The organism is Kluyvera chengduensis (assembly GCF_044197065.1).
Classification (GTDB): domain Bacteria; phylum Pseudomonadota; class Gammaproteobacteria; order Enterobacterales; family Enterobacteriaceae; genus Kluyvera; species Kluyvera ascorbata_C.
In genome coordinates, this window is record NZ_JBIQOI010000014.1 from 67934 (window position 1) to 82796 (window position 14863).

Annotated in this window: 8 protein-coding genes, 1 other RNA gene and 1 pseudogene; all 10 read left to right on the forward strand. The window is 49.0% G+C overall.

The features are described from left to right. Window positions 1-44: 44 nt before the first annotated feature. Window positions 45-1451, forward strand: a complete 1407-nt coding sequence (locus ACH1XZ_RS22270) for a TolC family outer membrane protein (protein WP_395597199.1) — start codon at window positions 45-47, stop codon at window positions 1449-1451. Continuing rightward, a complete protein-coding gene (locus ACH1XZ_RS22275; RefSeq protein WP_395597200.1) occupies window positions 1448-3634 on the forward strand; it encodes a type I secretion system permease/ATPase in 2187 nt (728 codons plus the stop codon). The genes ACH1XZ_RS22270 and ACH1XZ_RS22275 overlap by 4 nt, the downstream gene beginning before the upstream one ends. 7 nt (window positions 3635-3641) lie before the next feature. After that, window positions 3642-4805, forward strand: a complete 1164-nt coding sequence (locus ACH1XZ_RS22280) for an HlyD family efflux transporter periplasmic adaptor subunit (protein ID WP_395597208.1) — start codon at window positions 3642-3644, stop codon at window positions 4803-4805. A gap of 81 nt (window positions 4806-4886) precedes the next feature. Further along, window positions 4887-5249: a transfer-messenger RNA gene (ssrA, locus tag ACH1XZ_RS22285) on the forward strand. Between the two features lie 166 nt (window positions 5250-5415). Further along, the gene (locus ACH1XZ_RS22290; RefSeq protein ID WP_069598690.1) at window positions 5416-6663 is read left to right on the forward strand and encodes an integrase domain-containing protein; all 1248 of its coding nucleotides are present in this window, start codon (window positions 5416-5418) and stop codon (window positions 6661-6663) included. 1 nt (window position 6664) lies between these two features. Continuing rightward, window positions 6665-7306, forward strand: a complete 642-nt coding sequence (locus ACH1XZ_RS22295; RefSeq protein WP_395597201.1) for a hypothetical protein — start codon at window positions 6665-6667, stop codon at window positions 7304-7306. A 132-nt stretch (window positions 7307-7438) separates the two neighbouring features. Next, window positions 7439-9769, forward strand: a complete 2331-nt coding sequence (locus ACH1XZ_RS22300) for an AAA family ATPase (RefSeq protein WP_395597202.1) — start codon at window positions 7439-7441, stop codon at window positions 9767-9769. Then, window positions 9756-11873 carry a UvrD-helicase domain-containing protein gene (locus tag ACH1XZ_RS22305; RefSeq protein ID WP_006687294.1) on the forward strand — a complete coding sequence of 706 codons (2118 nt, stop codon included), beginning with the start codon at window positions 9756-9758 and terminating at the stop codon, window positions 11871-11873. Before ACH1XZ_RS22300 ends, ACH1XZ_RS22305 begins: the two co-directional genes overlap by 14 nt. A 528-nt stretch (window positions 11874-12401) precedes the next feature. Beyond that, window positions 12402-12617 (forward strand): AlpA family transcriptional regulator, encoded by a 216-nt coding sequence (locus ACH1XZ_RS22310; RefSeq protein WP_395597203.1) that lies wholly within the window; start codon window positions 12402-12404, stop codon window positions 12615-12617. Window positions 12618-12652: 35 nt separating this feature from the next. After that, window positions 12653-14721: pseudogene (locus ACH1XZ_RS22315) on the forward strand (DUF927 domain-containing protein). Window positions 14722-14863 lie beyond the last annotated feature (142 nt).

Consider the following 14863-nt stretch of genomic DNA (forward strand, 5'->3'; position numbering starts at 1 on the left):
GGGTTAATAAAATAAACAAGCTGTGTTTTTAAAAGGGACAGACAATGGAGATAAAAAAATCCGCCACGGCGCTTATGGCGCTGTGGTTATGTTCATTACACGCTTTCGCCGATACAAACTCGTTATCCTTTGACTCACAGGGGCCAATCAGCTCATCGCTCCCCGCGCTGGATGGCCGCAACGAGGCACTACCGCTTTCAGCCCCGAGTCCTGGGGTGCTGACAATCAACGATGCGGTTAACCGCGCCGTGAGTTGGCACCCTGCTATTCGCGAAGCGGTGGGGAAACTTCTCGCGCAAAAAGATCAGATAGAAGCTGCAAAATCAAAATATTACCCCCAGGTTAGTGCGGGGATGAACAACGGCTACAGCAATACCTATGTCGACCACGGATTCAGCCCTTCGCTGGTGCTTTCCGTTTCTCAGATGCTGTATGACTTCGGGAAAGTCTCAAGCCAGGTGCGGGCTGAACGTGCGGGCGCCGTACAACAACAGGCCAACGTCCTGCTCAGCATTGACGATGTCACACACGACACGGCCACGGCGATGGTTGAAGTGCAGTCCTGGCAGCAAATGCTGGAGGCCGCTAACGAGCAGCTTGAAGCCCTGAACAATATTGGCCGCCTGACGCAACAGCGAAGCGATGAAGGCGCAACGTCGCTCTCCGACGTCGTGCAGACCAACGCGCGTATTGAAGGTGCCCGGGCACAACAATCGCAGTATCAGGCCAATCTCGACACCGCCAGGCAGAAGCTCATGACCCTGCTCGGCTGGGACTCGCTTAACGCCATCAGCGATGAATTCCCGGCTAAACTCGCCCAAAGCTGCGATGCGCCACAGAGCGATGACCGCCTGGTGCCATCGGTACTGGCCGCATGGGCGCAGTCCAATATTGCCCAGGCTAATCTGGACTACGCCGACGCGCAGACCAAACCCACCATCTCACTGGAACCGCAGGTTCAGCACTATCTCAATGACAATTACCCCAGCCATGAAGTGCTGGATAAAACGCAGTACTCCACCTGGGTAAAAGTGGAAATGCCGATTTATCAGGGCGGCGGCCTGAACGCCCGGCGCAGCGCCGCCAGCCATGCGGTTGAAGCAGCACAGTTCACCATTCAACGCACGCGGCTGGACGTTCGTCAGAAGCTACAGGAAGCACGCACCCAGGCCATCAACCTCGCGACGTCGCTGCAGATACAGCGCCGCCAGCAGCAGCTTAGCGAACAAACCCGCGAACTCTACCAGCAGCAGTACCTCGACCTCGGCTCTCGCCCGCTGCTGGACGTGCTCAACGCCGAGCAGGAGGTTTATCAGGCACGCTTTGCCGAACTCCAGACCGTCAGTCAGGTACACCAGCTGCAGCTTACCTGCCTCTATAACAGCGGCAAGCTCCGCCAGGCCTTCAAACTCGAAAGCCGCAGTATTCAGTCTGTGGAGATACAGCCATGACGCAATCCCATCAGCCGCAAGACGAACCGATTGATGACCGCGCGCTAAGCCAGTGGGCGCTTGCCATTTCTCATATCGCTCGCCACTATCGCGTGGCCTGTTCTCCCGGCACCATTCAGGCCAACGCCCCGTGGTTTCGGGGCAAGCCTCGCCAGGTGGCGTTGGGGCAGCTTTCGCGCCAGTCGGGGCTCTCCTTTCATCAGCCGAAGACCGGCGAATTCACGCTCAACCAGTGGCGGCTGCCGATAGTTGCAGAGCTTGAAAGCGGTGAGCTGATTGTCATTGAGCATTTTGATGGCGAAGAGATGCTGGATATTTTCCTCGCCGACGGCAGCGCGCAGAGTAACCGCGTTGCCGCCAAAGACCTGCTGCCGTCTATTCGCTACATCGCCGCCCTGCGCCCGCTCTCCGCCGTACGCGACAGCCGCGTCGACAGCTATATCGCGCGCTTTCGTCCCGACTGGATGAAGCAGCTCGCATTTCAGGATCTCAAACCTTACTGGCCGGTGATGATCGCCGCCTTCTTTGTTAACCTGCTGTCGCTCTCCGGCATCATCTTCTCAATGCAGGTTTACGACCGGGTGATCCCCGCCCAGTCTTACCCTACGCTGTACGTTCTGGCATTTGGCGTACTGTTATCGGTGGTGTTTGGCTTCCTGCTGCGCGAAGCGCGTACCCATATTATGGATATGCTTGGCAAACGCGCCGATATGCGGATCTCCGACCGGGTCTTTGGCCACGCGCTGCGGCTTCGCAACAGCGCCATACCGCGTTCGACCGGCAGCTTTATATCGCAACTGCGCGAACTGGAGCAGGTGCGAGAAATGATCACCTCCTCCACGATGTCGACGATTGTCGATCTCCCCTTCTTCTTTCTGTTCATCGTTGTACTGGGGATTATCGCGCCAGAGCTAGCATGGATAGCCCCGGTTGCCGCCATCATGATGGTGCTCCCTGGCCTGCTGCTGCAAAAAAAGCTGGCGGTACTGGCTAACCAGGCGGCGCACGAGTCGACGCTACGTAACGCAGTATTGGTAGAGAGCGTTCAAGGGCTGGAAGATATCAAGCTGATGCAGGCTGAAAACCGCTTCCTGCAACAGTGGAACAGCTATATCCGTATTACCGGCGAATCGGGGCTACGCACCCGTAAGTACACCCAGGGGTTAATCGGCTGGGGGATGTCGGTGCAAAGTCTGGTCTATGCCGCGGTTATCCTGTTCGGCGCGCCGCTGGTTATTGACGGCAGCATGACGACCGGTTCAATGGTAGCGGCCTCAATGCTGGCCTCACGGATGATTGCCCCGATGGCCGGTCTGTGCGGCGTGCTTGCCCGCTGGCAGCAGATGAAGGCAGCGAAACAGGGGCTCGACAGCATTATGCAGCTACCGACAGAAACATTGCGAGACGAGAGCCTGGTGCATCAGGAAATTTTCCATGGCCATTATCTCTTTGAGAACACTCAGTTTTGCTATCGCCAGGAGGATCAAAGCGTTCCCTTGCGCATCACCCGTCTGGAAATCATGCCCGGTGAACGCGTGGCGATACTGGGACGCAACGGCGCCGGAAAATCCACGCTGCTGCAAGCCATGGCGGGCGGCCTCGATCTTATCAGCGGCGAGCTGCGGTTAGATAACCTCAGCATGATGCAGATTGATATGGCTGACCTGCGGCGCAACATCGGTTTCCTGAGTCAGAACGCCCGGCTGTTTTACGGCACCCTGCGTGAAAACTTAAGCCTGGGTGCGCCGCACACGAGCGATACCGCCATTTTTGAGGCGCTGGAGGTCAGCGGCGGCGCGGCCTTTGTGAAACGTCTGCCCAAAGGGCTCGACCACCCAATCATGGAAGGCGGCAACGGGCTTTCCGGCGGCCAGCGGCAGTCTATTCTGCTCGCGCGCATGCTGCTGCGCTCGCCTAATATCGTGCTGCTTGACGAACCCAGCGCATCGCTGGATGAACACACCGAGCGCGAATTTATCCAGCGTCTGCACGCCTGGCTTGGCAACCGGACGTTGATCGTCGCAACCCACCGCGTTCCGGTGCTCGATCTGGTCGATCGCATCCTGGTGTTAAAGGATGGTCAGTTGGTGATGGATGCTCCAAAAGCGCAGGCTCTGAATACAGAGCGACCGGCAGCGACGGCCAACGGCACGAGGTGGAACAATGAAAACCAATCCGCATGATGCAGCGATCGACGAACTCGATATCAGCCGTGACCGCGCCTTCTCCGGGGCATCGAAAATCATTTTCCTGATTGCGCTGCTGTTTCTCTTCACCGGCATCTGGGCGTGGTTCGGCAAGCTTGATGAGGTTTCCACCGGCACGGGGAAAGTGATCCCCAGCTCGCGCGAGCAGGTTTTACAGTCGCTCGACGGCGGCATTCTTGCTGACCTTACCGTGCGCGAAGGCGATAAAGTGCAGGCTGGCCAGATTGTCGCGCGCCTCGACCCCACGCGCTCGGAGTCCAACGTCGGCGAAAGTACGGCGCGCTACCGTGCGTCGTTAGCCTCCAGCGCGCGACTGTATGCCGAAGTAAACGATAAACCGCTGGTCTTCCCGGACTCACTTAAAGCCTGGCCCGAGCTGATTGCCACCGAAACCCGGCTCTACAAAAGCCGCCGCGACCAGCTCGCCGACTCTCAGGCGGAGCTTCGTGATGCGCTGGTATCCGTGAATAAAGAGCTGGAGATAACCCAGCGCCTGGAAAAAAGCGGTGCGGCAAGCCACGTCGAAGTGCTCCGTTTACAGCGACAAAAAAGCGACCTGGGGCTGCGCATCACCGACCTGCGTTCGCAGTATTATGTTCAGGCGCGAGAAGCGCTGTCGAAGTCCAATGCCGAAGTCGACATGCTGTTAGCGGTGATTAAAGGCCGCGAAGATTCTGTTTCACGCATGACCGTCCGCTCCCCGATGCGCGGGATCGTGAAAAATATCCAGGTCACCACCATCGGCGGCGTCATTCCTCCCAACGGCGAGATGATGGAGATAGTCCCGGTTGACGACCGTCTGCTAATTGAAGCCCGACTTTCGCCACGCGACATCGCCTTCATCCACCCCGGACAGCGCGCACTGGTGAAAATCACCGCCTACGATTACGCCATCTTCGGCGGGCTGGAAGGTGAAGTGGAAACTATCTCCCCGGATACCATCCAGGATAAAGCGAAACCAGATGTCTTCTACTATCGGGTATTTATCCGCACGCATCAGGACTTTCTCGTCAACAAATTGGGCCATAAGTTTTCGATTGTCCCGGGCATGATTGCCTCGGTCGATATCAAGACCGGCGAAAAAACCATCATGGACTACCTGCTGAAACCCTTTAATAAGACCAAAGAGGCGCTACGTGAGCGATAAATGCACAGCCAACGGCCTGTTGCGCCACGTTTTTCACTGGCAACGGCCGTCACAACTCTGTTATACTCGACGTAACACATTGGGGCTGATTCTGGATTCGACGGGATTTGCGAAACCCAAGGTGCATGCCGAGGGGCGGTTGGCCTCGTAAAAAGCCGCAAAAAATAGTCGCAAACGACGAAAACTACGCTTTAGCAGCTTAATAACCTGCTCTGAGCCCTCTCTCCCTAGCTTCCGCTCTTAAGACGGGGATCAAAGAGAGGTCAAACCCAAAAGAGATCGCGTGGAAGCCCTGCCTGGGGTTGAAGCGTTAAAACTAATCAGGCTAGTCTGGTAGTGGCGTGTCTGTCCGCAGGTGCCAGGCGAATGTAAAGACTGACTAAGCATGTAGTGCCGAGGATGTAGGAATTTCGGACGCGGGTTCAACTCCCGCCAGCTCCACCAAACATTCATTCATGATGCATCATGAACTTTAAAAAAGCCTGTAACTTCAACGAGTTGCAGGCTTTTTTGTTGCATGTGTGGTCATGATCTCTGTATGAATCTTGACCTTTTGGCACCATGTTTAGCACCACGGTATCGTGGGGCTAAAAAAGCGTGGTGCTAAAACATGCCTAAGCAACTGAAACCCTTAACAAATGTGGAGATCGCTGGCGCGAAGCCCCGTAGCACGGATTATGAGCTACGGGACGGTGAAGGCCTGTACTTGCTGGTTAAGACTTCAGGGAGGAAGGCCTGGCATTTCGAGTATTATCATCCCGTCACCAAAAAGCGCACCAAAACCAGCCTTGGCCCTTACCCGGTCGTTACACTGGCCATGGCTCGCGAAACTCGCACGAAATACAGACGACTGCTCTGGCAGGGCATCGATCCCCGTCAACACTTAGCAGGGATAGCTGAAGAAAAACGCATCCAGAATGAATGCACGCTGGAAAAAGTTGCGGAACAGTGGCTCAAAGAGAAGAAACGGACCAGCGATCTTAGCGAAGATCACGCCAAAGATATCTGGCGCTCGTTGGAGATGCACGTCTTCCCTTCTCTGGGTAACACGCCCGTCACCGAGATCCGCCCGAAGATGCTCAAGGAGCACCTCACACCTCTGGAAGAACAAGGCATCCTCGAAACACTGCGACGAGTCATTTCACGGCTTAATGAAATCTTCCGCTTCGCCATCTCCGAAGAGCTCATCGAGTTCAATCCGGCTGACAACCTGGTCGCCCGCTTCAAAAAACCGAAAAAGCAGAACATGCCCGCCCTCCACCCCAGCGAGCTGGGCAGGCTGATGCTGGCGCTACAGAATGCCTCTATCCGCAAAGAAACCCGCTGCCTTATCGAATGGGAGCTACTGACCTGGGTTCGCCCCGGCGAAGCCGTCAGCGCCCGCTGGTGCGACATCGACATGAAAAAAGCGGAATGGCGCATCCCTGACACCTTTATGAAGATGAACCGTTCGCACACGGTGCCGCTCAGCAAACAGGCGCTGCGCGTTCTTCAGGTTATGGAACCCGTCAGCCGCCATCGCCCGTGGGTTTTCCCCAGCATCCGCAAACCGCTGGAGCATATGCACCAGCAGACCGCTAACGCCGCGCTTATCCGTATGGGGTTCGGCGGTGAGCTGGTCGCCCACGGCATGCGCAGCATCGCCAGAACGGCGGGAGCAGGCCATTTTCCTCGTGAAGTACTGGAATCTGCACTGGCGCACCAGAAAGAAGACGAGATCGAAGCAGCCTACAACCGCAGCGACTACCTGGAACAAAGGCGACCGCTGATGCAGTGGTGGGGAAACTACGTTGATGCCGCCAGACGGCAGGCGCTGCTCGGTGCAGAAGAACCACTGCAGATCGTGGAAGGAGAATAATGTGACCAGTCCCATTCGTCAGAATCTGTTTGAACGGGAATGTGATATGCCGCTGCTGGAAGCGCGGCATCTCGCCCTTCTGCTTCTCGGCCTCGATGCATCCCAACCAGCAAATGCCCTGCCGGAAGAACATCAGGAAAATTACCGTATCCTGCACGACGCTATCAGCCGCACCATCAAAGCAACGGGCATGGTCAGCGCCCCGGCGAACAAACGCATGTTCTATGCCGATGAGATGTTCGCGCTGGCATGGCGGCTTATTGATGACGAACTGACGCCGCCAGAAATTAAGGCCCGCAGCCTGAAGGCGGTGATGAAACTGTCACGCAACAGCCGTGGCCGCAAGTGGCTGAAGACGCTCGGTGACGACGCGCTACCAGATCTCACTACTTCAGCACAACCTTCCCAACGTGGGATGCATAAACGCGACAAGGCACGGGAGAATACTGCCCGACTCTGCTGGCTACTGGTTCAGCTAGTGGTTGAGGAGACTGGCGGGCGTTATGGGACGTCAGATAAACCAGCTTCTGACCTAATACTTCAAAAGCTGAAAGCGCTGGCGCAGGAGCTGGAATTGTCGTCTGATGGGCTTGGGCGTGGGACGTTTTATGAGGTGTTGAAGATGGGCCGGGATAAAGAGTAGCTCCCAGAAGAGTACAAAATCAAATCACCTTATAAAAATAAACGAAGCATTGAACAAATCACACACGTCGTAATATGTTATAGTAAATTGCCTAGGCAAACTGATTAAAATATTATGGATGAGGGTAATCCCATGCATTTAGAATTTTTAACCATCAAGAATTATAGAAAGTTTCGCTCTACGGATAATAAAGTATGCTTCGTTAAACCAGAAGTTATAGATATGACAACAGAAGGTGAGCAATCAAAATCAGTGATTGCGCCATCGACAACCTTAATAATTGGTAAGAATAACGCAGGTAAAACAACTGTCATCAATGCACTTAAAATGCTATGCGGAAACGAACAACCCTTAGCATCTGACTTTAACTTATCATACTTAAATGAGTTATTTAGTCTTTACAAACGATCTTATAACATTGATCAAGATACAAAGTTCGAACAATTAGAAACACCGACATTAGAGTTTACTTTAGCAATTAAAGTAGATTTCAACGATAATGATTTAATGACGAACCTATCACCTTTTATATCAATTAGTGAGGGTGAGAGTGGAACTTCCGTGAGTATACGCATTGTAGTCAAAATTGTTTATTCTGAAGAAACTGCTTTTAAAGAAGAAGTTAAGAGGATCTTTAATTTAAAAAATTCAGAAGGGAATACACTAGATCATAAACAGCAGTTTGAAATGTTTTACTTAATGCTTTCAAAAGACACTAACTGTTTTAAAAATGAGGGGAATCTTTATCAAACTAATTTTATCGATATATTAGGTGAACCCGCAGAAAAATTCTCACTTAAAAAATTAATTAACATCAAAGAAATAAAAGCCAATCGTCATCTTAAAGAAGGAGTTCTTAGCGATGTTTTCAATAAGATAGTTTCATTTCAATTCACTAATGACACTAAATCTCGCACAGGTTTGGAATCCAGCATTCATCTGATTAACCAGCAAATATCTTTAAGTGTGGGTGCAAAAAGTACTGATATATCACAGGTTCTTTGTGAGATAGAGCACTCAAATAAAGTAGATTTAAATCTATCGGGAAATGTTAGTTATGATGCGATAATGAAAGGACTGATAAAATATAATTTTATAGATGGCGAAGATTATATCCCAGAAGATCAGTTTGGCTTAGGATATATAAATCTATTAAATATAATTGGTGAAATAATTCATTTTGTAGATAGCTATGAAAACAAAAGCCATTTTAGTAAAGTTAATCTACTATTTATTGAAGAGCCTGAAGCATTCATGCACCCTCACATGCAAGAGTTCTTTATTAAACGTATTGATAATGCAGTAAAAAAAGCATTGGAGATAGCAAACAACTCTTCGGTTATAAAAAAAACTCTTCAATGCCAGATAGCTATTACAACCCACTCTTCTCACATCGTTAATAGCAAAATCCATAGTAGCAATACATTCAACAATCTAAATTACTTAACTTCAATAAAAAAATGCACAAAAGCCATTAACCTGACTGATGAATGCGTAGTCTCTAGTGAAGATAATGATGCTAATGAAAAGCTCAAATTTATAAAAAAACATATAAAATACAAAGTTTCAGAGTTGTTTTTTTCAGACGCAATTATCTTTGTTGAAGGTATTACTGAGGAGACTTTGTTACATTATTATTTGGAAAAACATCCAATTCTTAGTAACTACTATATATCAGTATTCAATATCAATGGCGCTCACGGCAAATTATACTTTCCATTAGCCAAACAACTTTGTGTCCCTAGTCTAATTGTGACCGACATAGATATCAAGCGAGAAAAATGTGAAAAATGCAAATCACATAAAGAAAATGAAACTTGTCTAAGATGTGGTCAACAGGCAAAAAATGGGGATATACCTTTCCATCCGGGTACTGCACCAACTTTTTATCAAATCACCAGTCTCAGTGGTCGAACTACGACTAATGCGACACTTAAAGAATTGAACATAAAACTCAAAGATAAATCTGAAGAAGAAGCAGGCCAATTAGATAATATAGAATTCTTTAGTGACGAAAACCTTTACGTTGTATTTCAAAAAGATCCAATCGAAGGCCAATACGCAACTAGTTTCGAAGAGGCTTTAATTTTGACAAATTATAACAACGATGCACTTAATGAAGCACTAAATGAATGTAAACCTGGTATTTATCAAGAAATATTGAATAGTAGTGGTACAAAATCTAATAAAAATTTAATCTCTCACTCTTATAAATTACAGAAAAAACTTTCTGATAGTAAAAGTGATTTTTCTAACAAATTGTTATTTAATTTTCTCTCAGCAGAAGATATTGAAGACTTACCAAAACTACCAAATTATCTTGAGGATGGATTAAAATGGCTTGCATTTAAAATACAAAGAGATAGTGCACCTCCGACAAATGAATACGGTATGGTCGTTAACCAAGATGTTGTAATCCCGAAAATTGAAATTACGGCGGAGATAGCTGATGTTAACAAATGAAATTAAAGAACTGGAGGTGCAAAAAAGCGTCATCAATCATGTTGATAATTTCAACAGTTTTCGTTTCAATGCTGGTGCTGGAGCTGGTAAAACCTATGCGCTGATAGAAACTCTTAAATATGTCACTATAAATAAAATCATAGCTACTAGGAGTTCCCAAAAAATAGCCTGCATTACCTATACCAATGTTGCGGTAAATGAAATAAAAAAACGGTTAGGAAATTCAGAAGTAGTTCACGTTTCAACTATTCACGAAATGTTGTGGGATATAATCAAAAGAGCCCAACCACAGCTTTTGATATGTCATAAGGAGAAGATAATCAATGTGATAGATGACAATAAAAAAGAACTTAATCATTCTGAAAAAGCGAAATTTTTTATCAATCTTGATGAACCCAAAAAGCAAGAATTCATTCAATATATTTTTCAGACTAAAGATATTTTTTATCATTATAAAGATCATAGCGCTGCATCTTTTAGAAAAGCTTATGGGGATTCAACAATTGAGAAACCTTCTCATCTAGATAGTTTTTTAAAAAATGTTTCTAACTTTAAATTCGTTGTCAGTATTTTTTATAAAATACAAAGACTTGAAGAGTGTCTTGCCCGGATTGAATCTAATAAAGAAAATCGTGTTTATTATGACAGTAAGGTCAATATCGATAGACTTCATTATATGAAGTTCAGTCATGATACTCTACTTGAGTATGGGTTAAAACTAGTCAAAACTTATCCAATGCTATGTCGTATTATTATTGACAGTTACCCTTATTTTTTCATTGATGAATATCAAGATACTAATAGTCATGTTGTTGGTTTTTTTAAAACTCTTTATGATTTTTCAAATCAAAATAACAAGAAATGGATGGTAGGTTACTTTGGCGACACGGCCCAGTGTATTTATGATGATGGAGTAGGAGAAAATATCACAAAACTTCATAGCGGACTTTATGAAATAGATAAAATATTCAACCGCCGCTCACATCAACAAATAATTGATGTTGCAAACAAAATTCGCGCAGATAAAATAGTTCAAATACCCATTTCATCAGAGAGTAATAAAGGTTCCGTTATTTTTTCTCATCATCAATCCAAGGAGAAACTGGAAATAGCAAAAGAGTTTCTCTCACATTATAAATCTTATTTAGCTCAAACCAGTAAAGGTAGGGATAATGACGATTGCAAGATCCACTGCCTAGTTTTAACTAATAGGCTCATGGCACAGTTCAATGATTTCGAAAATGTTTACCAAGCATATCAAAACTCAATGATCTATCATGAAAACCTAAATACTCAAGTGTTATCCAAGCAATTAGAAAAACTCCACCCAACCATATTGATTATCTATAACCTAACAAAATTATATCAAGACATTCTTCAAAATAATGTTTCTTATCACTGTATTTTTGGAACTTATGGTGAGGGACTAAGTTTTTCTTCTGCAAATTCAATTTTACGTGAACTGCAAAATAAAGAAATTGTATCACTTAATGACTGGATTGAACTAATAACAGACCGTCTTGAATATAGTGAAGCAAAAAGTTCTCTAGAAAAAATACTAATAAACCGCATTAACTCTGACAAAGAAAAAACCGTGTCCCCCCATTTATTTAAGTCTGCGATTATAAACAGCATAAATGTACTCATGAATAGTATGTCTGAAGATGAAACTGTAGCTGAAGGTAAAATACAGAGTATTTTATCCTTACCAATAAAATCGCTAATGAATTGGATTAATTTTATAGATGGCACAGAGATTGGTGATATTATCTACCACACCTACCATGGTACCAAAGGTGAAGAATACAATAATGTTGCTATTATTTTAGAACATAGCTTTGGAAATAAAGACAAGCTTAAATTTAAAAACTATTTCAAATTTCTTCAAGAAAATAAAGAATCTCGCGCTCATTTGCTAACTGATGATATTTTCAAAGAAAAACATAATAATACTAAAAATTTGCTCTACGTGGCTTGTTCACGAGCAATAAAAAATTTAAGAATATTATATTTAGATGATATCTCAGAAATAAAAGAAGGCATAGAATCAATCTTTGGTCAGAGCAATCTCTGGTTATCAGATTCGGATAACATAACTGTGTAACCTCTTATCTATCAACAATAGATATAGGCATGGTTGTGTAATAGTTATAACTTATGTTTTCTGCAAGTTAAATTCTATACATAACACTGCCTATTTTTCTTATTAAACTATAGACAAAATTAAGTTGTAAAACAATTTATACACGTCGGAGTATTATGCAGGAACACAACCTACAACTGTAGGTTAATGAGAATTCTACATCAGTTAAGCGCAGTGAATGAATTATCGCTAACGGTATTATCTTAAACGCTTATAAAGAACTGTAGACTAGGGCCCGTTGATATGAAACGTTCGTAGTAGTGCATTACGACCCGCTTACCTGCGCAGATTTCATTCAAACATAGGCGATATTAAATAACCCATTAATTTTCAATTAGTTAATTTATTGTCATTATTACTGGCAATAAACAATCATTTTTCGGACTCATTACTTTCTATCCGGACTTATCTTTTTCACCCGGACCTATACCTCCCCTCCCCGTTCCGCGCTATAACCGCCTCGACACTCTGTTCCCGTGAGGTGCAATCATGAAAACCCGTGCTGACAGCAACGATGCTTTTCCCGAAAGCGGCAACGTGCGTATGCGGCAGGTGGTCCAGTTTCTGGCGATGAGTGAATCGTCGGTTTACCGCCTGATTAAAAACACCGACTTTCCCCGTCCCGTCCACCTCTCTTCCCGACTGGTGGTCTTCGATGCCGCTGAAATTCGTCAGTGGCAACAGCGCGGCACCGCCATCCGCTAATCCACGCTCAGGGATGAGCCGACTGATACCCCATCATGAAACGCGCTCCTTTTCTCTGTAAGCAGTCTCCGGACCGCACGCTCGAAGTGGTGATCCTTGCCGGAAGCCTGGCATGGGAGACCTCACGCGTCTGGCGAAAAGATCCCGACCGGGAAGATGATATTCCTCCGGTGGTGCTCGGCCCGGATGAACTGGCCGATCTGGACAACCTGACCATTATCAGGCCCGACACGCTCTACGTCCGGGTACTTCGCACCGGCGATATCCGCGAAGAAGACCTGATGAAAATCGCCGTAAAACTAGCGCACGCGGGTGTACAGATGGCACGACTGATGAGCCCTGACGGTGAGTTACTGGAGAACAGGACCGGGCAGCTTGCACGCCTGCGGCAGGAAAGGCCTTCCGACATCCTGCCGGATCACTTCCGCCTCGATGAAGAAGCGCTATGGTTTGACAAGCTCACCGAACGCCGGGACGGTGAAAGCGACGTCCAGCCCCAGCGCATCTGTTCCCCTCTGCGCGTCACCGCCATCACCTGCGACAGCCATGACGGCAGCTATGGCCGCCTGCTGGAATGGCATACCACCACCGGGCAGTTGCGGCGCTGGGCCATGCCGATGGCAATGCTCAGCGGCAACGGCGAGGAGCTGCGGCGCATCCTGCTGGAGAACGGCCTGACCTACATCTCCACCCGCCCCGCCCTGCGCAGCCTGTTATGTGAATATATCTCGCGGTCACTCCCCGGACGCCGGGTCACCTGCGTGGAGAAAACCGGCTGGCACAACGGCGTGTACGTGCTGCCGGATGAGGTTATTGGCCCCTGTGGCGACAGCGTCATTCTCCAGGGCAGCCACTATCTGACCGGCGGCTTTGCGCAGGCGGGTACGCTGGCGGAATGGCAGGAGCAGGTCGCCGCACTCTGTGCAGGCAACTCACGGCTGGTCTTTGCCGTCTGCTGTGCGCTGGCGCCCCGTTGCTGCGCCTGACCGGAACGGGCGGTGGAGGCTTTCACCTGCGCGGCGAGTCCACCGACGGCAAAACCACAGTAATGAAGGTGGCCGCTTCCGTCTGTGGCGGTACCGATTACTGGCACTCCTGGCGGGCCACCGGGAATGCGCTGGAGGGAATTGCCAGTCGCCACAACGATGCCCTGCTGCCGCTCGATGAACTGCGCGAAGTGGACCCGCGGGAAGCCGGAATGATTGCCTATATGCTGGCGAACGGCCAGGGCAAGGGGCGCGCCCGCACTGACGGCGAAGTGCGCAACCGCAGGCACTGGACGCTGCTGCTGTTCTCCACCGGAGAGCTGTCGCTGGCGGAACACACCGAACGCGCCGGGGAGCGCCTCTACGCCGGGATGGACGTGCGCATGGTACAAATCCCCAGCGATACAGGGAATCATGGCGCGTTTGAACAGCTACACGGCTTTGCCAGCGGCCAGCAGTTCGCCGATACCCTCTGCGACCGGGTCGCCCGCTTCCACGGCACCGCCTTTCGTGCCTGGCTGGCCTTCCTCACCCACGACCAGGACGCCAGCACCACGCTGGCAAGAGAGTTACTTCGCCGCTACCAGACTGCCCTGATGCCGGAGAACGCCGGAAACCAGGTGCAGCGCATCGTGGCCCGTTTTGCGCTGCTGGCGGTGGCCGGAGAGATGGCGACGCTGCAGGGTATCACGGGCTGGCAGGAAGGCACGGCATATGGGGCGGTCCAGATCTGCCTGCACGCCTGGCTGAACGAGCGCGGCCATATTGCTAACCAGGAGGATGAAGGCGTGCTGGCGCAGATCAAGCGGTTCATTACCGCGCACCAGTACAGCCGTTTTGCCTCGTGGGACGGCCCGGACCGCCCGCTGAATATGGTGGGCTTTCGCCGGGTGGAAAAAGATCCGCTGACGGGTGAAGAATACACACTGTTTCACATCCTGCCGGAGGGCTGGCGGGAAATGTGCCGGGGATTCAGCCCCGCCAGAGCGGCCAGATTATGTCTGGAAGCGGAATGCCTGCTGCCCGGCAGCGACGGGAAATACCAGTCGCAGGTTCGCCTGCCAGAGATCGGCAAAGCCAAGGTCTACCGGCTCACCTCCCGCATCCTCAGTATCTGAGTGCAGTCTCGCGTGTCTTGAAAAAAGGTGGTACTGGGTGTGTAAGCATCCCGGCAAAACGACCCATTCACTTTTAGAGATCTTCCGACATACTGATTATGTCCCCTGAGGAGATCGCTATGCGTAAGATCCGATTCACTGA

Excerpts from the sequence above, each read along its gene's own strand:
- ACH1XZ_RS22270 (WP_395597199.1), top strand. The coding sequence starts at position 45 with ATGGAGATAAAAAAATCCGCCACGGCGCTTATGGCGCTGTGGTTATGT.
- ACH1XZ_RS22275 (WP_395597200.1), top strand. The coding sequence starts at position 1,448 with ATGACGCAATCCCATCAGCCGCAAGACGAACCGATTGATGACCGCGCG.
- ACH1XZ_RS22290 (WP_069598690.1), top strand. The coding sequence starts at position 5,416 with ATGCCTAAGCAACTGAAACCCTTAACAAATGTGGAGATCGCTGGCGCG.
- ACH1XZ_RS22300 (WP_395597202.1), top strand. The coding sequence starts at position 7,439 with ATGCATTTAGAATTTTTAACCATCAAGAATTATAGAAAGTTTCGCTCT.
- ACH1XZ_RS22305 (WP_006687294.1), top strand. The coding sequence starts at position 9,756 with ATGTTAACAAATGAAATTAAAGAACTGGAGGTGCAAAAAAGCGTCATC.
- ACH1XZ_RS22310 (WP_395597203.1), top strand. The coding sequence starts at position 12,402 with ATGAAAACCCGTGCTGACAGCAACGATGCTTTTCCCGAAAGCGGCAAC.